18 protein-coding genes and 1 pseudogene are annotated in these 21,264 nt (G+C 68.4%); 13 read left to right on the plus strand and 6 right to left on the minus strand.

What is annotated here, in order from left to right; translation table 11 throughout:
- Window positions 1-167: pseudogene (locus tag A5698_RS02005) on the minus strand (SAM-dependent methyltransferase); the annotation flags it as partial.
- A 16-nt stretch (window positions 168-183) separates the two neighbouring features.
- Between A5698_RS02005 and A5698_RS02010 the strand changes: the two are divergent.
- Both A5698_RS02010 and nicT read left to right on the plus strand, forming a co-directional pair.
- Entirely contained in the window at window positions 184-957 is a 774-nt protein-coding gene (locus A5698_RS02010; RefSeq protein ID WP_084792203.1) for a class I SAM-dependent methyltransferase, read from the plus strand.
- Window positions 958-1,034: 77 nt separating this feature from the next.
- Entirely contained in the window at window positions 1,035-2,129 is a 1,095-nt protein-coding gene (gene nicT, locus A5698_RS02015) for a Nickel transporter NicT (RefSeq protein WP_068292612.1), read from the plus strand.
- Here the strand turns inward: nicT and mtr are convergent.
- A complete protein-coding gene (mtr, locus tag A5698_RS02020; protein ID WP_068292615.1) occupies window positions 2,126-3,541 on the minus strand; it encodes a mycothione reductase in 1,416 nt (471 codons plus the stop codon). The two genes, nicT and mtr, sit on opposite strands and share 4 nt — an antisense overlap.
- The gene (locus A5698_RS02025) at window positions 3,538-4,521 is read right to left on the minus strand and encodes an alpha/beta hydrolase (RefSeq protein WP_068292749.1); all 984 of its coding nucleotides are present in this window, start codon (window positions 4,519-4,521) and stop codon (window positions 3,538-3,540) included. Before A5698_RS02025 ends, mtr begins: the two co-directional genes overlap by 4 nt.
- Window positions 4,522-4,674: 153 nt before the next feature.
- Here A5698_RS02025 and mqo point away from each other — a divergent pair, with 153 nt between their 5' ends.
- From mqo to A5698_RS02070, 9 genes are all read left to right on the plus strand, one after another.
- On the plus strand, window positions 4,675-6,210 hold the full coding sequence (mqo, locus tag A5698_RS02030) for a malate dehydrogenase (quinone) (RefSeq protein ID WP_068292618.1): 1,536 nt from the start codon (window positions 4,675-4,677) through the stop codon (window positions 6,208-6,210).
- The gene (locus tag A5698_RS02035; protein ID WP_067084224.1) at window positions 6,207-6,653 is read left to right on the plus strand and encodes a GNAT family N-acetyltransferase; all 447 of its coding nucleotides are present in this window, start codon (window positions 6,207-6,209) and stop codon (window positions 6,651-6,653) included. Before mqo ends, A5698_RS02035 begins: the two co-directional genes overlap by 4 nt.
- Window positions 6,650-8,497, plus strand: a complete 1,848-nt coding sequence (locus A5698_RS02040; protein WP_068292621.1) for a magnesium chelatase subunit D family protein — start codon at window positions 6,650-6,652, stop codon at window positions 8,495-8,497. The genes A5698_RS02035 and A5698_RS02040 overlap by 4 nt, the downstream gene beginning before the upstream one ends.
- Before the next feature lie 13 nt (window positions 8,498-8,510).
- Window positions 8,511-9,125 (plus strand): cob(I)yrinic acid a,c-diamide adenosyltransferase, encoded by a 615-nt coding sequence (cobO, locus tag A5698_RS02045; RefSeq protein ID WP_068292623.1) that lies wholly within the window; start codon window positions 8,511-8,513, stop codon window positions 9,123-9,125.
- A 175-nt stretch (window positions 9,126-9,300) separates the two neighbouring features.
- Window positions 9,301-10,707 (plus strand): cobyrinic acid a,c-diamide synthase CobB, encoded by a 1,407-nt coding sequence (locus A5698_RS02050; RefSeq protein ID WP_068292754.1) that lies wholly within the window; start codon window positions 9,301-9,303, stop codon window positions 10,705-10,707.
- Window positions 10,704-11,909, plus strand: a complete 1,206-nt coding sequence (gene cobA / locus A5698_RS02055; RefSeq protein WP_068292625.1) for a uroporphyrinogen-III C-methyltransferase — start codon at window positions 10,704-10,706, stop codon at window positions 11,907-11,909. The genes A5698_RS02050 and cobA overlap by 4 nt, the downstream gene beginning before the upstream one ends.
- 32 nt (window positions 11,910-11,941) lie before the next feature.
- Window positions 11,942-13,534: an MFS transporter gene (locus A5698_RS02060; protein WP_068292627.1), complete on the plus strand. Its 1,593-nt coding sequence runs from the start codon at window positions 11,942-11,944 to the stop codon at window positions 13,532-13,534.
- Window positions 13,535-13,678: 144 nt separating this feature from the next.
- Window positions 13,679-15,196, plus strand: coding sequence for an MFS transporter (locus tag A5698_RS02065; RefSeq protein WP_068292629.1), 1,518 nt, complete (start codon window positions 13,679-13,681; stop codon window positions 15,194-15,196).
- 27 nt (window positions 15,197-15,223) lie between these two features.
- Window positions 15,224-16,978, plus strand: a complete 1,755-nt coding sequence (locus tag A5698_RS02070) for a proline--tRNA ligase (protein WP_068292630.1) — start codon at window positions 15,224-15,226, stop codon at window positions 16,976-16,978.
- 22 nt (window positions 16,979-17,000) lie between these two features.
- Here the strand turns inward: A5698_RS02070 and A5698_RS02075 are convergent, their stop codons facing one another.
- The 3 genes from A5698_RS02075 to A5698_RS02085 form a co-directional block, all read right to left on the minus strand.
- Window positions 17,001-18,374 (minus strand): IS30 family transposase, encoded by a 1,374-nt coding sequence (locus A5698_RS02075; protein WP_084792204.1) that lies wholly within the window; start codon window positions 18,372-18,374, stop codon window positions 17,001-17,003.
- 90 nt (window positions 18,375-18,464) lie between these two features.
- The gene (locus tag A5698_RS02080) at window positions 18,465-18,932 is read right to left on the minus strand and encodes a ferritin-like domain-containing protein (RefSeq protein ID WP_068292644.1); all 468 of its coding nucleotides are present in this window, start codon (window positions 18,930-18,932) and stop codon (window positions 18,465-18,467) included.
- Window positions 18,929-19,438, minus strand: a complete 510-nt coding sequence (locus A5698_RS02085) for a hypothetical protein (protein ID WP_156670577.1) — start codon at window positions 19,436-19,438, stop codon at window positions 18,929-18,931. The genes A5698_RS02080 and A5698_RS02085 overlap by 4 nt, the downstream gene beginning before the upstream one ends.
- Window positions 19,439-19,571: 133 nt before the next feature.
- Between A5698_RS02085 and rimP the strand changes: the two genes are divergently transcribed.
- Window positions 19,572-20,111, plus strand: a complete 540-nt coding sequence (gene rimP / locus A5698_RS02090; protein WP_068292647.1) for a ribosome maturation factor RimP — start codon at window positions 19,572-19,574, stop codon at window positions 20,109-20,111.
- Complete coding sequence (gene nusA, locus A5698_RS02095) at window positions 20,108-21,151, plus strand: transcription termination factor NusA (protein WP_068292650.1); 1,044 nt, start codon at window positions 20,108-20,110, stop codon at window positions 21,149-21,151. The genes rimP and nusA overlap by 4 nt, the downstream gene beginning before the upstream one ends.
- Window positions 21,152-21,264: the final 113 nt, after the last annotated feature.

The raw sequence follows: 21,264 nt of genomic DNA on the forward strand, positions 1-21,264 counted from the left end.
CGATCGCCGGTGCGCACCCCGCACGCGCGAACCAGTTCCGGGCCGAGTGTGGGAATGAGTTCGGCGGCGACGGCGGGGTAATCACCCGAGGCCCATAACGCGCGATGTTTGGCTTTGAGCTGCCGATCGCCATCGCCCGTCGTCGTGTTCTGTTCAGTCGTTGTCATGTCGTCCTCCTCGTAGTTGAATCCCGCCGTCGCCGCCGAACTCATTCCCACACTCGGCCCGGAACTGGTTCGCGCGTGCGGGGTGCGCACCGGCGATCGGGTGCTCGACGTTGCGGCCGGCTCGGGCAATGCGGCGATTCCAGCCGCTGCACTCGGCGCGGCCGTCACGGCGAGCGACCTCACGCCGGAACTGTTCGACGCGGGGCGCCGCATCGCCGCCGAGCGGGGTGTGACCCTGGAGTGGGCGGAAGCCGACGCGGAGGCGTTGCCGTTCGCCGACAACGCTTTCGACGTGGTGATGTCTTGCGTCGGTGCGATGTTCGCGCCGCACCATCAGGAAACCGCCGACGAACTGATCAGGGTGACCCGGCCCGGCGGAACGATCGGGATGATCAACTGGACGCCCGAAGGCTTCATCGGGAAGTTGTTCGCGACCATGAAGCCCTACGCGCCGCCGCCACCGCCGGGGGCGACCCCGCCGCCGCTGTGGGGCAGCGAGGAGCACGTCCGCGCGCTGTTCGGCGACCGGGTCAGCGACCTCACGCTACGCCGCAAGACGGTGCGCATGGATCACTGCGCCACGCCGCTGGAATTCCGCGAGTACTGGAAACGCAACTACGGACCCACGATCGCGGCGTATAAGTTCAACGCCAACGACACCGAACGCGTCGAAGCGCTGGATCGCGACTTCCTGGCCTTCCTCACCGAAGCTGATCAGGCCGACGTGCCGGGCCGGACCGCGTACGACGCCGAATACCTGCTCATCACCGCGGTCAAGCGCACGACTTGATCGGCGGCCGGTTGACGCCGCCAGATGAACATGTGTTCAGCTAGACAGGCAACGGCGCAACGGCCTAGGGTCGGACCATGGCCGTCGTCGAGCAGGTGCAGACATCTCCTCCCACCCGATTCGACCGCACCGACTGGACGACCATCGCCGGCATGGGCGGCTTCGTCTTCGCGCTGCACGTGTTCGGCTGGGGAGTGCTCGTATTCGGCGTAGCGCCGCAGCACATCACCCTGGGCTCGGCCGGTGTGTTCGGCGTCGGTCTCGGGGTGACCGCGTATCTGCTCGGTGTGCGGCACGCATTCGACGCCGACCACATCGCGGTGATCGACAACACCACCCGCAAGCTGGTGGGCGAGGGGACCCGCTCCCTGTCGACGGGGTTCTGGTTCTCGCTCGGCCACTCCACCGTCGTCTTCGGGCTGGCCTTCCTGCTGGCGATCGGCGTGCGGGCAGTGGTCGGGCCGGTCCAGGACGAGAACTCGCCGCTGCTGCAGACGCTCGGTCTGGTCGGCTCGCTGGTAGCGGGCACCTTCCTCATCCTGATCGGGCTCTCGAACCTGTTCGCCGCCGTGGGGATCGCCAAGATCTTCCGGCGGATGCGCAGCGGCGACTTCGACGAAGCCGAGTTGGAGCGCCAGCTCGAACAGCGCGGCTTCCTCGCGCGGTTGTTCGCCACGCTGATGCGGCGGGTGAACAAGCCGTGGCACCTCTACCCGGTCGGGCTCCTCATGGGGCTGGGCTTCGACACCGCCACGCAGGTGGCACTTCTGGTGCTGGCCGCGGGAACGGCCGCGTTCACCCTGCCCTGGTACGCGATCCTCGTTCTCCCTGTGCTTTTCGCCGCCGGGATGAGCCTGTTCGACGCGGCCGACGGCGTCCTCATGACCAGGGCGTACGGCTGGGCGTTCCTGCAGCCGATCCGCAAGGTCTACTACAACCTGACCGTGACCATGCTGTCGGTGGTCGTCGCCCTGTTCATCGGGGTCATCGTGCTTGCGGGGCTCATCGTCGAACGCCTCGGCATCGAGTCGGGTCCGCTCGCCGCGGTCGGGTCACTCAACCTGGAGTCCGTCGGGTTCATGATCGTCGGGCTGTTCGTGGCCGCATGGTTGATCGCCGTCGCCGTCTGGCGTTTCGGTCGAGTCGGAACCCGTTGGGCGCAAGCGTCTTAGTGCCGTCGCGACGGCGGCCACGGCGGTTCACCGCACAGCGCCAGCAGCGCGTTCTCGATGACCTCCGGAAGCGCGGGGTGGATCCAGTACTGCCCGCGCGCCATCTCCTGTGCGGGTAGGTCGAACGCCATCGCCTGGATGACGGGCTGGATCAGCGACGACGCCTGATGGCCCATGATGTGCGCGCCGAGCAGCAGGCCGGTCTCGTCGTCGACGATGAGCTTGGCGATGCCGGAGGTGTCCTCCATGGCCCACCCGTATGCGACGTCGGCGTAATCCTGAATCTTGACCTTGATTCTGAATCCCTGTGCGCGCGCTTCGTTCTCGGTCAATCCGACGCTGGCGATCTGCGGGTCGGTGAAGACCGCCGACGGCACGTAACGGTGGTTGGCGGGCATGAGCGCCTCGGTGTCATCCCAGTCCTGGAGCAGGTTGTGTTTGACCACACGCGCTTCGTGGTTGGCCACGTGCTTGAGCTGGAAGTCCGAGGACACGTCGCCGAGCGCGAAAATGCCGCGCGCGGTGGTGCGTTGGTATTCGTCGACGACGACCTGCCCGCTCGCGGTAACCTTCACCCCGGCGTGCTCGGCATCGAGCATGTCGCCGTTGGGCACGCGACCGGTCGCCACCAACAACGCGTCGCCGCGCAGCGTCGAGCCGTCCTGACACGTGATCTCGACGCCGCCGTTGACCTCGCGCGCATCGACGAGCTCGTGATGGTTGCGCACTTCCCACTTCTTGGACGCGATGTCGGTGAAGCGCATCGCGATGTCGTCGTCGTGACCGCGCAGCAGCGTGCTGCCCCGGATCAGCAGCGTGATCTGGCTGCCGAGCGATGAGAAGATGTGGGCGAATTCGCAAGCGACATAACCGCCACCGACAATGATGAGATGGTCGGGAAGCTCGGTGATGCGCATGATCGTGTCGCTCGTGTGGTAAGGCGTACCGCAGTCCGTGACCGCGTCGGGCACCACCGCCCGGGAACCGGCCGCGATCACCACCTGGTCGGCGGTGAACTCGTCGCCGTCGTCGGTGCGCAGCGCATAACGGCCGTCGGGGAGGGTCGGCCGAAACCTGGTGTGGCTGCGGAAAACCTGCACGTTCGGTGACGACCGTCGGTAGTTCTCTCCGGCGAGGGCCAGCGGATCGATCCGGCCGAAGATGCGCGAGACGATGTCGGGCCATCGCACCGCGTCGATGTGCGCGTCGACGCCGTATCGCGCTGCCTCCCTGACGTTGTCGGCGATACCGGCCGCGTAGACGAACATCTTCGTCGGGATGCAGCCGACGTTCAGGCAAGTCCCGCCGAACACGTTCTTCTCGCAGATCGCGACCTTCTTGTCGATGTAGCGCTCGTCGAGGATCGAGTTGCCCGAGCCGGTGCCGATGATCGCGATGTCGAAGTGCGTCATGGTGACCAGCTTCCTGTAGAACGGCTGACGGCGTCGGAGCCGCGGACAACCCGGTGGGTCAGATACCAGTCCAGCCACTTGTCGAGTTCGTCGTACGCGGCCTGCCGCGCCTCGGGCACCGACAGGAACACGTCGTGCTTGGCGTCGACGATCGGCACGATCGTGGTGCGGTTTCCGATGCATCCCGCCCACCGCGCGATCTGCCCGACGTCGAGCACCGCGTCGCCGCGTTGGATCGCCTCGGGATCTCGCACCTCACGCACGCTGCGGTCCGAGCGCAGAATCAGGTTGGGCACACCGACGTCGAGCCCGCGGTGCAGTCTCGCGTGGCCCCGACGGATCGCGGCGATCCAACCCGTCGTGACGGGAAAGCCGCCGACCGGTTTCCACTTGAGGTCGTAATCGAAGTCGCCGTGGTAGTCGCGGTGCAACGACGTGCCGTATCCGCCCTCGCTCGGTGGCCGCAACACCAGCCGCTTGTTCACCCGCGACACCGCGCCCAGCGCGGCCCGGGTCGGCGCGGCCCGCAGGATCGACGGTCCCTGCAGATCCAGCCACGGGCTGTTGAGCACGAGGCCGCCGACCCGCTTGCGGTCGGTCAGCCCGCCGCTGCGCAGCCGGTCCAGCCACAACGAGACGATGAGCCCGCCCGCCGAGTGCCCGTAGACGAGCACTTCGGCGGGGGACACCGAGGCGATGATGTCGAGCGCGCGCTCGAGTTCGACGTCGTAACGGGCGAGGTCGGTGGTGAAGTGCGGTGTCTGGCCCTCGCGCCATGAGCGGCCGCATTTGTGCAGGTCGATCGCGTAGAACGCGAATCCTCGGGCGGCGAAGTGATCGGCGAGGTCGGTATTGAAGAAGTAGTCGGTGAACCCGTGCACCAACAGCACCGCACGCGTGGCCGAGGGATCGGATTCACCGCGGCGCACCAGGGTGGCGACGAGTTCGCCCTCGCCGTCCGGGTCCGCGCCGAGGGCCATGGTGTGTTGCCAGTAGCCCGGCAGCACATCTGCCTTCCAGTCGGGCACGACAGCAACGATAGTCGGCGCGGCCGGTGCCGCCGGGGCAAGCGCTGAACGGCGCTGCGCACGGGGATTGAGAACGCCCGCTGCGGGCTAACCTGATGACCGACCATGCCGCGGCCACCAGGACAATCGGGGGAGCTGAGAGTGTCTGACGAACCGAGGAAGACAGACGTCGTGCTCATCGGGGCCGGCATCATGAGTGCAACGCTGGGCACGCTGCTGCGGCTCTTGGAGCCGGACTGGTCGATCACGCTCATCGAGCGCCTCGACGCGGCGGCCGCCGAGAGCAGCGACGCGTGGAACAACGCCGGCACCGGCCATTCGGCGCTGTGCGAGCTCAACTACACCCCGCAGAAGCCCGACGGGTCGATCGACATCTCGAAGGCCGTGCACATCAATGAGCAGTTCCAGGTGACGCGCCAGTTCTGGGCGTATGCGGTGGAGAACGGTGTGATCACCGACCCGCGCAGCTTCCTCAACCCGATTCCGCATGTGAGCTTCGTGCACGGCGCCGAAGGGGTGAAGTACCTGCGGCGCCGCTATGACGCGCTGGTGACCAACCCGCTGTTCGCGCGCATGGAGTACATCGACGACGAGCACGAGTTCGCCCGGCGGCTCCCGCTGATGGCGCAGAACCGTGACTTCTCCGACCCGGTCGCGCTGAACTGGACGCAGCAGGGCACCGACGTCGACTTCGGCGCCTTGTCGCGCCAGCTGCTCGGCTACGTCGCTCAGCGCGGTATGACCACGCAGTTCGGACACGAGGTGCGCGATCTGCGCAAGGACTCCGACGGCTCGTGGACCTTGAAGGTGGCCAACCTGCGCACCGGGCGCACGAGCAAGCTCAAGAGTCGGTTCGTGTTCGTCGGCGCGGGCGGCGGAGCGCTGAACCTGCTGCAGAAGGCGGGCATGAAGGAGGCCAAGAACTTCGGCGGCTTTCCGGTCAGCGGCAAGTTCCTGCGCACCGATGTCTCCAGCCTGACCGCCGCGCATCGAGCCAAGGTGTACGGCCAGCCGCCTGTCGGTGCGCCGCCGATGTCGGTCCCGCACCTGGACGCGCGCGTCATCAACGGCCGGTCCTGGCTGCTGTTCGGACCGTTCGCGGGGTGGTCGCCGAAGTTCCTCAAGCAGGGCGACGTGTTCGACCTGCCCGAGTCCATCACGCTCAACAACGTCGCGTCGATGGTCAACGTCGCGCTCACCCAGTTCGGACTGCTGAAGTACCTGGTCGGCCAGCTGATGCTGTCGGACGCCGAGCGGATCGATGCGCTACGCGAATTCGCGCCCAGCGCACGGGAATCCGACTGGGAGCTCAATGTCGCGGGGCAGCGTGTCCAGGTGATATGCGGTAAAAGCGGCAAGGGCGTGCTGGACTTCGGCACCACCGTGCTGACATCCGGGGACGGCACCATCGCGGGGCTGCTGGGCGCATCGCCGGGCGCGTCGACCGCCGTGCCCGCCATGCTCGACGTACTGCAACGCTGCTTCGCCGAGCGTTATCCGTCGTGGGAGGCCAAGATCAAGGACATGGTGCCGTCCCTGGGTCACGAATTGTCCTCCGAGCCAGCGCTGTTCGACGAGGTCTGGTCGCACGGCAACCGCATCCTGCGACTCGACGAGTCCTCGGCGGTGGCCACGGGATGACGGTTGCGCTGCGCCGCAGTTGGTCTCGTGACCTGGACGCCGCGACGCTGTACGAACTGCTGAAGCTGCGAGTCGAGGTGTTCGTGGTGGAGCAGGCCATTCCGTACCCGGAACTCGACGGCCGCGACCTCCTCGGTGAGACACGGCACTTCTGGCTGGAAACCTCCACCGGTGAGGTCATTTCGACGCTGCGTCTGATGGAGGAGCATCCCGGTGGCCACAAGGGCTTCCGGATCGGGCGGGTGTGCACCAAGCGCGAGGCGCGCGGGCACGGGCACAGCACCCGGCTTCTGCAGGCCGCGCTGGCCGAGGTCGGCGACTATCCGTGTCGCATCGACGCGCAGACGTACCTGGCCGATATGTACGCCCGTCTCGGCTTCGTCCGCGACGGTGAGGAGTTCATGCAGGACGGCATTCCGCACGTCCCTATGCTGAAGCCGTGACCTATCCCTTCAGCGCGATCGTCGGGCATGACCGCCTACGGCTGGCGCTGCTGCTGTGCGCGATCCGTCCCGACATCGGCGGGGTCCTGATCCGCGGCGAGAAGGGCACCGCGAAGTCGACCGCGGTGCGGGGATTGGCCAAGGTGCTCGAGGCGGCGGCGGAGGGTGGTTCCGGGACCTCCGGACAGCTGGTCGAACTGCCGATCGGCGCCACCGAGGACCGGGTGGTCGGGTCGCTGGACCTGCAGAAGGTGCTGCGCGACGGCGAGCATGCGTTCTCACCCGGGCTGCTGGGCCGCGCGCACGGCGGCGTGCTCTACGTCGACGAGGTGAACCTGCTGCACGACCACCTGGTCGACGTGTTGCTCGACGCCGCGGCGATGGGGCGGGTGCACGTCGAGCGTGATGGGGTGTCGCACAGTCACGATGCCCGGTTCGTCTTGATCGGCACGATGAATCCCGAAGAGGGCGAACTGCGTCCGCAGCTGCTCGACCGGTTCGGGTTGACCGTCGACGTGCGGGCCTCGCGCGACGTCGACGTCCGCGTCGAGGTGATCCGACAGCGCATGGCGTACGAGGCCGATCCCGACGCATTCGCGCAGCGCTACGCCGAGGCCGACGCCGAGTTGGCGCAACGGGTCGCCGCCGCGCGTGCTCTGGTCGCCTCGGTTTCGTTGCCGGACAGCGAATTACGACGCATCGCGGCGCTGTGTGCCGCGTTCGACGTCGACGGGATGCGCGCCGACCTCGTCGTCGCCAGGACCGCCGTCGCACACGCCGCGTGGCGCGGGGCCGACACGGTGGCCGAGGAGGACGTCCGGGTGGCCGCCGAACTCGCGCTGCCGCACCGCCGTCGGCGCGACCCCTTCGACGACCCGGGGCTTGATCCGGGACAGCTCGACGACGCGATGGCGCAGGCCGACGACGCCGCCGACGAAAACCCCGATCCCGAACCCGACCCGCCGGGTGGTGGCGCGTCGACACCCGACACCGACGGCGGCAATGGTCAACAGTCACAACGGAGCTCGGGCGGCGCATCGCGACCGAACGCCACCCCGTCCGCCGTGTTCCGGACCCGGTCGCTGGTGGTGCCCGGCGTGGGGGAGGGTGCGCCAGGCCGCCGGTCAAGGGCGCGTAACCGCACCGGCAAGACGATCGCGGCGACCCCCGACGCTCGGACCGGTCACGGCGTGCACGTGTTCGGCACACTGTTGGCCGCTGCGGAGCGGCAGCGCGGTGCGGGGGCGCCCCGGCCGCGGCCGGACGATGTACGGCGGGCGATCCGGGAGGGCCGCGAGGGCAACCTGGTGATCTTCGTCGTCGACGCATCGGGTTCGATGGCCGCGCGCGACCGGATGTCCGCGGTCGGCGGCGCGGCGCTGTCGCTGCTGCGCGACGCGTATCAGCGGCGCGACAAGGTCGCCGTCATCACGTTCCGCCAACGCGACGCGCAGGTGCTGCTTCCGCCGACGTCGTCGGTGCACATCGCGAGCCGGCGTCTGGCCCGCTTCGACACCGGCGGCAAGACGCCTCTGGCGGAGGGCTTGCTGGCGGCCCGCGACCTCGTGGTGAGGGAGAAGGCCCGTGACCGTGCCCGGCGCAGCCTGGTGGTGGTGCTGACCGACGGGCGCGCGACCGGCGGTGCCGACCCGTTGGGCCGCGCGCGGACGGCCGCCGCCCGGTTGGTCGCCGAAGGCGCCGCCGCGGTCGTCGTGGACTGCGAAACGTCGTATGTGCGGCTCGGCTTGGCCGAAGAGCTCGCCGAACGACTGGGCGCCCCGGCGGTGCGGCTGGCCCAGCTCCGGGCGGACAGCCTGACCGACGTGGTCCGCACCGCCGCCTGACAGGGAGGTTCGTATGCCGCAGGGCCAGCCGCTGACGGTTCCTGACGACGGGTTGACCACCCGGGCGCGGCGCAACGCGCCGCTGTTCGCGGTGCACACCGGCCCCGGTAAAGGTAAGTCGACCGCGGCGTTCGGGATGGCGTTACGGGCGTGGAACCAAGGGTTCGACATCGCGGTGTTCCAGTTCGTCAAGAGCGCCAAGTGGAAGGTCGGCGAGGAGGCGGCGTTCCGCGAGCTCGGAAAGCTGCACGACGAGCACGGCGTCGGGGGACCGGTGCAGTGGCACAAGATGGGCTCCGGCTGGTCGTGGTCGCGAAAGCAGGGCGACGAGGTCGATCACGCGGCCGCGGCCGCCGACGGCTGGGCCGAGATCGCGCGGCGGCTCGCCGACGAGCGCCACGACTTCTACGTGCTCGACGAGTTCACCTACCCGCTGAAGTGGGGCTGGATCGACGTCGACGAGGTTGTCGAGACTCTGCGCTCGCGGCCCGGCACCCAGCACGTCGTCATCACCGGCCGCGACGCCCCGCAGCGGCTGCTGGACGCCGCGGACCTGGTCACCGAGATGACGAAGGTGAAGCATCCGATGGACGTCGGCCGCAAGGGGCAGAAGGGCATCGAGTGGTGACCCCACCTCTTGCCGACGGTTGGGCGAGCGTGCGTGTTTGCACACGACACGCGGGGAAATCCCGACACCTTGCGCACGCTCGCGCCGACACGAGTGTGCACAAACCGCTGCGCTTGCGCGGCGTGTCGTGTGCAAACACGCACGCTCGCGAGGAAAAAGAGGCGAGGTGGCGGGCGTGAGCAGGTCGACGCCTGCCGTCGTGATCGCCGCGCCATCCTCGGGTAGCGGAAAGACCACCGTCGCAACGGGTTTGATGGGAGCGCTGCGGCGGGCAGGACGAGCGGTCGCTCCGTTCAAGGTGGGCCCCGACTACATCGACCCCGGCTACCACGCGCTGGCCACGCTGCGGCCGGGCCGCAACCTCGACCCCGTCCTGATGGGCGAGCACCTGATCGGCCCGTTGTACCGGCACGGCAGCACCCGCGCCGACATCGCGGTCATCGAAGGCGTCATGGGCCTGTTCGACGGGCGCATCACCGAAGAGGCACGCAGCAGCGCGTTCGGTTCCACCGCCCACGTCGCGGGGCTGCTCGGCGCGCCGATCGTCCTCGTCGTCGACGCCCGAGGGCAGAGCCACAGCATCGCCGCACTGCTGCACGGTTTTTCGACATTCGACTCGTCGGTGCGCGTCGCCGGGGTGATCCTCAACCGGGTCGGCTCGCTGCGCCACGAGGAGGTGTTGCGTCAGGCGTGTGAGCACGCCGGTGTGCCGGTGTTCGGGGCGATTCCACGCAGTGACGAATTGACTGTTCCCTCAAGGCATCTGGGTCTGGTCACCGCGGTCGAACACGGCGACAGGGCTCGAGCGGCGGTCGAGGCGATGACGGCGCTGGTCGGGCGTTACGTGGACCTGGTGGGTATCGCCGCGCTGGCCGAGAGCCGGGTCATCGACGACCCCTGGGACGCCGAGGAGGTGACGCCGGTCGGCGGTGATGCGACGGTCGCGCTGGCGTCGGGTAAGGCCTTCAGCTTCGGCTACGCCGAGCATCGCGAAGTGCTTGCCGCTGCGGGTGCCGAGGTCGTCGAGTTCGACCCGCTGACCGACCCGTTGCCGCCGGGCACGGACGCGCTCGTGTTGCCCGGCGGCTTCCCGGAGGAGTTCGTCGCCGAACTGTCGGCCAACGAGGTCGCCCGCACGCAGATTCGACAGCTGGCGGCGTCGGGTGCGCCCGTGCACGCCGAGTGCGCGGGGCTGACCTATCTCGTCGGCGACCTCGACGGCCACCCGATGTGTGGCGTGATCGCCGGTTCGGCCACGTTCACCGACCGGCTCACACTCGGCTATCGCGAGGCGGTCGTGGTGGCGGACTCGCCCCTGCATTCGATCGGTGACCGCACCATGGGGCACGAATTCCACCGCACCGCAGTCAATTTCAAAGAGGATTACGCGCCCGCATGGATCTTCGCCGGTCACGACATCGCGCGCAGGCGCGACGGCGTCGTGGACGGCGCCGTGCACGCCGGTTATCTGCACACCCACCCCGCCGCGCACCCGCGGGCGATCAGCCGGTTCGTCGCCGTCGCCGCAACCTCTAAGCTCGCGCCGATGAGCCGCTCGCGAGAAGAGGATCCAAGCCAGTGACCGAGAACGCCTACCTCGTCGGTCTACGCCTGACCGGCAGGAAGGTTGTCGTCGTCGGCGGCGGCAGCGTGGCGCAGCGCCGACTGCCGCTCCTGGTGGCCAACGGCGCCGACGTCGTCGTCATCGCCCGCGAGGCCACCCCCGTGGTCGAGGCCATGACCGGAATCACACTGCAGCTGCGTGAGTTTCGTCCCGGCGACCTCGAGGGCGCGTGGTATGCGATCGCGGCGACCGACGACCCGGCCGTCAACGCGGCCGTCGTCGCCGAGGCCGAGGACCGCCACATCTTCTGCGTCCGCGCCGACGTGGCCATCGAGGGCACCGCGGTCACCCCCGCGTCGTTCGAGTACGAGGGCTTGTCGGTCGGGGTGCTCGCCGGGGGCGAGCACCGGCGGTCGGCGGCGATCCGGTCGGCGATCCACGAAGCCATGCAGCAGGGGCTCATCGCACCGGACGAGTCGGCGACCACCGACGTCGTGCGCGGCGGGGTGGCGCTCGTCGGCGGGGGACCGGGCGATCCCGAGCTGATCACCGTCCGGGGACGCCGGCTGCTGGCGCACGCCGACGTCGTCGTCGCCGACCGGCTAGCGCCGCAGGAGCTTCTCGCCGAGATGCCCCCGCACGTCGAGGTCATCGACGCGTCGAAGATCCCCTACGGCCGGGCCATGGCCCAGGACGCGATCAACGGCCTGCTGATCGACCGCGCGAAGGAGGGCAAGTTCGTCGTGCGCCTCAAGGGCGGCGACCCGTTCGTGTTCGCGCGCGGCTACGAAGAGGTGATCGCGTGCGCCGAGGCGGGCATCCCGGTGACCGTCGTACCTGGTGTGACCAGCGCCATAGGCGTTCCCGCACTCGCGGGCGTGCCCGTCACGCACCGCCATGTCACGCACGAATTCGTGGTGGTCAGTGGGCATGTCGCGCCGGGGCATCCCGAATCGTTAGTGAATTGGAATGCCCTGGCGGCGCTCTCGGGCACGATCGTGTTGCTGATGGCGGTCGAGCGCATCGAACTTTTCGCCGCGGCTCTGCTGGAGGGCGGACGACCTGCGGATACACCGGTGCTGGTGGTCCAGCACGGTACGACGGCCGCGCAGCGGACTTTGCGCGCGACCCTCGCCGATGCCGCGGAACGCATCCGGGAAGACGGAATTCGGCCGCCCGCGATCATCGTGATCGGGCCCGTGGCCGCCTTCGGCGGTTAAAGGATTCTTAAGATTACTGTAAGGTAACCCGTATGACGGCTCTCAATGACGCAGAGCGTGCTGCCATGCGCCGTGACGCCGAGGGTGGGGCAAACCGAGCCTTTTCGACACGTTCCCAGAAGAGCGCTGTTCAGTCCGCGCGGGAGCAAATCGGCAGGTCCTCGACGTGGCTGCCGTCGCGGAGGTTCATCGCGGCGGTCATCGCGATCGGTGGCATGCAGTTGCTCGCGACCATGGACAGCACGGTCGCGATCGTCGCGCTTCCTAAGATTCAGGACGAGCTGAGCCTCTCCGACGCCGGCCGTAGCTGGGTCATCACCGCCTACGTGCTGACGTTCGGCGGACTGATGCTGCTCGGCGGTCGGCTCGGCGACACGATCGGGCGCAAGCGCACCTTCATAGTCGGCGTCGCGTTGTTCACCATCGCCTCGGTGCTGTGCGGCCTCGCGTGGAACGAGGCGACGCTGGTCACCGCACGGCTGCTGCAAGGCGTCGGCGCGGCCATCGCGTCACCCACCGCACTGGCGCTGATCGCGACCACGTTCCCGAAGGGCCCGGCCCGCAATGCGGCCACCGCGATCTTCGCAGCGATGACCGGTATCGGCTCGGTGATGGGTCTGATCGTCGGCGGGGCGCTCACCGAGGTGTCCTGGCGCTGGGCGTTTTTGATCAACGTGCCGATCGGCTTGGTGATGATCCACCTGGCCCGCAAGACGCTGCGCGAGACGAGCCGTGAGCGGCTCAAGCTTGACGCCGCAGGCGCGATCCTGGCGACGCTCGGCTGCACCGCAGCGGTGTTCGGCTTCTCGATGGGTCCCGAGCAGGGCTGGCTGTCGCCGGTCACGCTGGGCTCCGGCCTGGCCGCGGGTGTCGCGTTGCTCGCGTTCCTCTACGTCGAGCGCACCGCCGCCAACCCCGTCATGCCGTTCGACCTGTTCAAGGACCGCAACCGGGTCGCGACGTTCGCCGCGGTGTTCCTCGCCGGCGGCGTGATGTTCACGCTGACCGTGCTGATCGGCCTGTACGTGCAGGACATCATGGGCTACAGCCCGCTGCGGGCAGGTATCGGGTTCATTCCGTTCGTGATCGCGCTCGGGATCGGGCTGGGGCTGTCGTCGCAGCTGGTCCAGATGTTCCCGCCGCGGCTGCTGGTGATCGCCGGCGGCGTGCTGGTGCTGGGCGCGATGATCTACGGCTCCACGCTCGACGCGAACATCCCGTACTTCCCGAACCTGGTCCTGCCGATCACGATCGGCGGCCTGGGCATCGGGATGATCGTGGTGCCGCTGATGCTGTCGGCCATCGCCGGTGTCGGCTTCGACCAGATCGGCCCGGTGTCGGCCATCGCGCTGATGCTGCAGAACCTCGGCGGGCCCGTCGTGCTGGCGGTGATCCAGGCCGTGATCACGTCGCGCACGCTGTATCTGGGCGGCACCACCGGACCGGTCAACGACATGAACGCCGCGCAGCTGCACGCGCTGGATCAGGGCTACACCTACGGGCTGTTGTGGGTCGCGGCCGTCGCGGTGATCGTGGGCGCCGCGGCGTTGTTCATCGGCTACACCGCGTCGCAGGTTGCGCATGCGCAGGAAGTCAAGGACGCGATCGACTCCGGAGAGCTTTAGCTCGACATCGAGCCGGGGAGAGCTTTAGCTCGACATCGAGCCGGGGAGAGCTTTAGCTCGACATCGAGCCGGGGAGAGCTTTAGCTCGGTTAGCGCTAGCCGCACCCGAGTACCTCTGAACCGCACTCGGTAGGGTGGCTGTCCATGTCTGCCGTCGGTGGTTCCTCCGAGTCGACGGACTGCCCCGTTCCGCCCGCGGCGCTGCCGCTCGCGAAGTCGGTTCTGGGCCCGGCGATCATCGCGATCACCGGCATGCAGCTCATGTCGACGCTCGACGGCACGATCGTGATCGTCGCGCTGCCTCGCATGCAGGCCGACCTGGGCCTCGCCGACGCCACCAAGAGCTGGGTCATCACCGCCTACGTCCTGGCGTTCGGCGGGTTGCTGCTGCTCGGTGGACGCGTCGGCGACGCGATTGGCCACAAGCGCGCCTTCCTGTCCGGCGTCGGGGTGTTCACCATCGCCTCGCTCGTGTGCGGCTTGGCCACCGACCCGGCCACGCTGATCATCGCGAGGGCGGTGCAGGGCACCGGGGCGGCCGTCGCGGCGCCTACCGGGCTGGCGCTGATCGCGACGACATACGCGGTGGGTCAGGCGCGTAACCGCGCGCTGGCCATCTCCGCGGCCATGCAGGGCATCGGCTCGGTGCTCGGCCTGGTGCTCGGCGGTGCACTGACCGTGATCTCGTGGCGGTTGGCGTTCCTGATCAACGTGCCGATCGGCATCGCCATCATCGCGATCGCGGTGTTCAAGCTCGCCGAAACCCACCACGAGCGGCTCAAACTCGACATCACCGGTGCGCTGCTGGCCACGCTGGGCTGCTCGTCGGCGGTGCTGGTGTTCACGCAGGGCCCGCCGCGGGGATGGGTCGATCCGTTGGTGATCGGCGCCGCGGTCGCGTCGGCGGTGTTCTTCATCAGCTTCCTGCTCGTCGAACGCACCGCGCAGCACCCGATCGTGCCGTTCTCGGTGTTCGACAACCGCAACCGGGTGATGACGTTCGTCGCGCTGTTCCTCGCCGGCGGGGTGCTGTTGACGCTGACCGTGATGATCGGGCTGCTGGTGCAGGACGTCCTGGGCTACTCGGCGCTGCGGGCCGGAATCTGCTTCATCCCGTTCGCGCTGGCCTTCGGGGTCGGCACGGCGGTCGCGGCCCGGCTCGCCCCGCACGTCGCGCCGCGCTGGCTGATCCTCGGCGGCGGCCTGTTCGTGCTCGGCGCGATGCTCTACGGCTCGACGCTGGACCGCAGCATCCCGTACTTCCCTGACCTGTTCGCGCCGATCGTCGTGGGCGGCTTCGGCATCGGGGCCATCGCGGTGATCCTGCCGCTGTGCGCGATCGCGGGCGTCGGTCCGGGTGAGATCGGACCGGTCTCATCGATCACGCTGATGGTGCAGAACCTCGGCGGCCCTTTGGTGCTGGTCGTGATCCAGGCCGTGCAGACGTCGCGCACGCTGTACCTCGGAGGCACCACGGGCCCGGTGAAGGACATGACGCCCGCCCAGCTCGACGCCCTCGGGTACGGCTACACCTACTCGCTGCTGTGGGTGGCCGGTGTCGCGGTGATAGTCGGGATCGCCGCATTCTTCATCGGCTTCTCGTCCCGCGAGATCGCCGCCGCGCAGCACACGAAGGAGGCGGTGGAGGCCGGCGAGCTATAACCCGCGCGGTCAGTAAGGTTGTCGGCTGTGATCACCCGCATGTCGGAGCTGTTTCTGCGCACTCTGCGCGACGACCCCGCCGACGCCGAAGTGCCCAGCCACAAACTGCTGATCCGCGCCGGCTACATCCGGCCCGTCGGACCCGGCCTCTACAGCTGGCTGCCGCTGGGGTTGCGGGTGCTGCGCAAGATCGAGAACGTCGTCCGGTCCGAGATGACCGGGATAGGCGGCCAGGAGATCCTGTTCCCGGCGCTCCTGCCCAAGGCGCCCTACGAGACGACGAACCGCTGGACCGAGTACGGCGACGGCGTGTTCCGGCTGCAGGACCGCCGCCGCAACGACTACATGCTGGGCCCCACCCACGAGGAGTTCTTCACGCTGACGGTCAAGGGGGAGTACAGCAGCTACAAGGACTTTCCGCTGCTGCTGTTCCAGATCCAGACCAAGTACCGCGACGAGGCGAGGCCGCGGGCCGGCATCCTGCGGGGCCGCGAGTTCGTCATGAAGGACTCGTACTCGTTCGATGTCGACGACGACGGCCTGCGCGCGCAGTACCTGGCGCACCGCGAGGCCTACCAACGGATCTTCGATCGGTTGGGTGTGCGCTACGTGATCGTGTCGGCGGTGTCGGGGGCGATGGGCGGCAGCGCATCAGAGGAGTTCCTGGCCGAAAGCGAGATCGGCGAGGACACGTTCGTGCGCTGTCTGGAGTCCGGGTACGCCGCCAACGTCGAAGCGGTGACCACCGCGGTTTCGGAAGCCCTGCCGATCGACGGCCTACCCGAGGCCAAGGTCTACGAGACCCCGGGCACCCCGACGATCGCGACGCTCGTCGACTGGGCCAACGCGACGCTGGACCGCACGGTCACCGCGGCCGACACCCTCAAGAACGTGATGCTCAAGACCCGCCTGCCCGGCGGAGAGTGGGAACTGCTGGGCGTCGGTGTGCCCGGTGACCGCGAGGTCGACGACAAACGGCTGGGCGCCGCGCTCGAACCGGCCGAGTACGCGTTGCTCGACGACGCCGACTTCGCCAAGTACCCGTCCCTTGTCAAGGGGTACATCGGCCCGAAAGCGTTGCTGGCCAACGGCGTTCGTTATCTGGTCGACCCGCGGGTGGTCGACGGCACGTCGTGGATCACCGGCGCGGACGAACCCGGCAAGCACGTCGTGGGCCTGGTCGCCGGGCGCGACTTCGTCGCCGACGGCACGATCGAGGCCGCCGAGGTGCGCGACGGCGATCCGTCGCCGGACGGGGCCGGGCCGCTGGTGAGCGCGCGCGGCATCGAGATCGGCCACATCTTCCAGCTGGGCCGTAAGTACACCGACGCGTTCGAGGTCGACGTGCTCGGCGAGAACGGCAAACCGGTCCGGCTGACCATGGGGTCCTACGGCATCGGGGTGTCGCGGCTGGTCGCCGTCATCGCCGAACAACACCACGACGACATCGGCCTGCGGTGGCCGTCGGAGGTGTCCCCGTTCGACGTCCACCTCGTCATCGCGAACAAGGACGCCGCCGCCCGCGCCGGCGCCGATGAGCTGGCCGGTGAGCTGGACCGGCGCGGCATCGACGTGCTGCTCGACGACCGCACCGCCTCGCCCGGGGTGAAGTTCAAGGACGCCGAACTGCTCGGGGTGCCGTCGATCGTCGTGGTCGGCCGCGGCTGGGCGGACGGTGTGGTCGAGCTGCGCAACCGGTTCAGCGGCGAGAAGCGCGAGGTCGCGGTCGACGGTGCGGCCGACGCGATCGTCGCCGCCGTGGCCCCGTCGAACGTGCGCTGAGCGCGAGAATCAGGTCTTGGATTCAAGCGGTCGTTGCAACAAATGTGGACGGGTCTGAGAGTAGCCGGTTAAGTTCCTCGGCGGGGGTGCGCCAGTGGTGGCGTTTGCGGGGTCGGGCGTTGAGTTCGGCGGCGACCTCGTCTAGCCAGCCGGGGCCGTAGAAGGACAGGTCCGTGCCTTTGGGAAAGTACTGCCGCAAGAGTCCGTTGGTGTTTTCGTTGGTGCCGCGCTGCCAGGGGCTGTGCGGGTCGCAGAAGTAGATCGGCAGGCCGGTGGCTTCGGTGATCTTGGTGTGCAATGCCATCTCGCTGCCTTGGTCCCAGGTCAGTGAGCGGCGCAGGATTTCGGGGATTTCGGGGATCTTGGCCGACATGGCCTCGGCCAGGGTGGCTGCGGTGCGATCGGCGGGCAGATGCAGCAGCACCACGAACCCGGTGGTGCGTTCGACCATGGTGCCGATCGCTGAGCCCGAGGCGGTACTGCCCAGGATCAGATCGCCTTCCCAATGACCCGGGATCGCGCGGTCGTCAGCTTCAGCAGGTCGCTGGCTGATGTTGACCATGCCCTTGAGCTTTCCGGCGCCAGTAGGGGTGCGGCCCTGTGGTTTTCGTTGAGTGCGGCCGGTGCGTAGCGCGGTCTTGACCAGCCGGGCAAGCTCCCCGCGAGGCTGGACATACATGGACTGATAAATCGTTTCGTGCGACACCCACATCTCCGGGTCGTCGGGGAACTCTTCGCGCAGCCGGCCCGCGATCTGCTCGGGGCTGTGCCGATGCTTCAAGCGTTGCACAACCTGGTCGAGCAGGACGGGGTTGGTATCGAGTTTGCGTGGCTTGGGACGTTTGGCGTTGGCCTCAACGCTGCCCTGCCCGACGCGCGCCCGGTATCCCGAGGCGGTCTGCCCGCGACGGGTCTCACGACTGATCGTGGACCGATGTCGCCCCAGCAATGCTGCGGCCCGAGCCGGTGAATGCCCCCTCTCCAGCAGTTCTTCTAACCGACAGCGTTCAAGAAACGACATCGGCCCTGCCGGTGATGACGCGGTGTCGAGATCGCTAACCACAGCAAGAGGTGTTCTGGGCACGTAACCAGCCTGTTGGACCCACCGCAGGGCCGTGTGCTCCGACACGCCGGCGAACACCGCGGCCTGCGTCGGCGAGGACCCCGACCGCAACGCGGTCCAAAACGCCTCCCGAGTCTCTTGCGAATACCGAGTGCCGTAATGCTTCTTACTGGTCTGATAACCGGCGTCTCTGGCCCATTTGCGACCCGTGGCACCAGCCACCCCGGCCACTGTCGCCGCCGCCGTCGGCGACACCCCCGACCTCAACGTCTCGAAGAACACCTCGCGGACAGACTCCGGCACTTGTTTGCAGCCATGCATCCGAAACCCCATCGAGCAACACCCTCCATAAGCTCAGGTGTTGCAGCGACCACTTGAGATCAAGGGTCGGAATCTCGGCCTGAGCGCACACTCGGCGAGGAGCTACTCGCTGCCGCCGGGGAACGGCACCGTGACCGGCGTCGTGCCGAGCACCTGGCTCCACCGCGCCGCCGTCACCGCAGCTTGCGTCAGCGCCGCCACACCGAACGCGCGCTCCTGTTCGGAGGTGGCCTGCTCGACGACGGCGCGCCACGCGACGGCCGCGTCCTCCTCCATCCGGACCGCGAGTTTGGCGGCATCGGTGGGGGTCTCCACCTTCATCGGCAGCTGGTATCCCGCTGCGGGCAGCGGTCCGGCGATCGACCGGTCGCTCAGCATCTTCAGCCCGGCCTCGCGGCGTTCGCGGTGCTCGGCCATGGAATCCGACACCAGCTTGTTGTCCTCGGGTGTGGAATGCGCCGAGACGATGCCGTACCCGTAGATGGTCGCGTGCTCGGTGGCGATCGCGTCGTACAGCGCGCCGTCCGCGGCATCCGACGGCCGGGTGGGGGTGGGTTCCGCCGACGTCATCGCGTCTTCTCCGGTTCGGCGAGCGCGACGGTGTACGCGGCGGTGCAGGCCGCGGCGATCGACGCGAGCAGCCCGGCGCGGTAGCCGTCGAGTTTGGCCGCGAGTTCGGTGGCGCTCGACGCCGACGCCCGCAGCGCGTTACGGGCATCCTTGACCGTCGGCGGCTTGGCGGTCTCGGCGGTGGTGCTGGTCGGCGTCGAGGTGGGCGCCTCCTCCCCGCGCAGCCGGACCAGTTCGTCGGACAACGCCTGGGCGTGGGCCGCGCGTTCGGCCGCCACCGCCGTCAGGGCCTGGGCTACGCTGCCCCGCTCGTTGGCGGCGGCGTCGGTGGCCAGCTGGCTGTCGGCGCGCGCCCGGTCGAGCTGCGCGGCGAGTTCGTCGACTTCCGGCGGTGGGGGCGGGGAGCCGCAGGCCGCTGCGGTCGCGCCCACCAGCGCCAATGCCGCGGCCGAGGCCAAAAGGCGTCTCCTGCTGAGGGTCGGCGGGGGGCTCGGCACGAGCAACATCTTGCCATTGCGCCGTATCCGCATCGGCGTTCGTTTGGCGTTTACCGCGGCGGTGCTGGCGTATCGTGGAGTGTCGGTTCCAAGGTGTGTCGCCGGGGATCGTGTCCGGACAACTCAAGACGAGGAGCTCGCCGTGACGGAGCATTCTGCGGGATTGCCGTCGCAGAAAGAGGTGATCGAGCTACTCGACGGCGAGTTCGCGCGCGCCGGTTACGAAATCGAGGACGTCATCGTCGACCCGGCCGCGCGTCCGCCGCGAATCACGGTGGTGGCCGACGGGGACGACGGCCTCGACCTCGAATCGATCGCCCAACTGTCCCGAACCGCCTCCACGCTGCTCGACGAACTCGACGCCCCGTCGGCGCCCTACGTACTCGAGGTCACCTCGCCCGGGGTGGACCGGCCGCTGACCACCGAGAAGCACTTCCGGCGAGCGCGCGGCCGCAAAGTCGAGCTGACGCTGTCCGACGGCACCCAACTGACCGGCCGAATCGGCGAAACCCGCGACGGCGTGGTGCGTCTGGTGGTGCGGGCCGGCCGGCAGGCCAACTTCTCCGTACGTGAGCTGCCGCTGCACGGCATCTCGAAAGCTGTTGTGCAAGTTGAATTCTCGCCTCCCAATCCGCGAGAGCTGGAGCTGGTCGGCCAATCTGGGAAGGAGGCTCCGGCGTGAACATCGACATGGCCGCGCTGCATGCCATCGAGGTCGACCGCGGAATTCCGGTGGGCGAACTCGTCGAAACCATCAAGTCCGCACTGCTGACCGCCTATCGGCACACCGAAGGGCACGCCGCCGAGGCCCGCATCGAGATCGACCGCAAGACCGGCGAGGTCAAGGTCATCGCGTCCGAGCTGGACGAGGACGGCAACACGATCAGCGAATGGGACGACACCCCAGAGGGTTTCGGCCGCGTCGCCGCAACGACGGCACGCCAGGTCATGCTGCAGAGGTTCCGCGACGCCGAGAACGAGAAGACCTACGGCGAGTTCTCCGCCCGCGAGGGCGACATCGTCGGCGGGGTGATTCAGCGCGACGCACGGGCCAACGCCCGCGGGTTGGTCGTCGTCCGGATGGGCAGCGAGACCAAGGGTTCCGAAGGCGTCATCCCGGCGGCCGAGCAGGTGCCCGGTGAACGCTACGAACACGGCGACCGGCTGCGCTGCTACGTCGTCGGCGTCAGCCGCGGCGCGCGTGAACCGCTGATCACGCTGTCGCGCACGCACCCGAATCTGGTGCGCAAGCTGTTCTCGCTGGAGGTGCCCGAGATCGCTGAGGGCTCCGTCGAGATCGTCGCGGTCGCCAGGGAGGCCGGTCACCGCTCGAAGATCGCGGTCACCTCGCGGGTGCCGGGCCTCAACGCCAAGGGTGCGTGCATCGGACCGATGGGTCAGCGGGTGCGCAACGTGATGAGTGAACTGTCGGGCGAGAAGATCGACATCATCGACTACGACCCCGACCCGGCGAAGTTCGTCGCCAATGCGCTCTCACCGGCCAAGGTGGTCTCGGTCGCCGTCATCGACGAGGCCGCACGCGCGGCCCGCGTCGTCGTACCCGACTTCCAGCTGTCGCTGGCCATCGGCAAGGAGGGGCAGAACGCTCGGCTGGCGGCCCGGCTCACCGGCTGGCGCATCGACATCCGCAGCGACGCGCCGCCCGCGGGTGCGGCCGAGCCCGATCAGGACGCGGCCCGCGGTACCGTGGGGGACCGGTAAGCGCCGACGGCGCACGTGTCCACGCCGACCAGCGCAGCCATTTCAAATACCAGCGGCAGTGACGGTAGACTCACCTGTGATCCAGCGCGAGACTTCGGCTTCGGCGCAACGAC

This window comes from Mycobacterium sp. E136 (genome assembly GCF_001666865.1).
In the GTDB taxonomy this organism is placed as follows: Bacteria; Actinomycetota; Actinomycetes; order Mycobacteriales; family Mycobacteriaceae; genus Mycobacterium.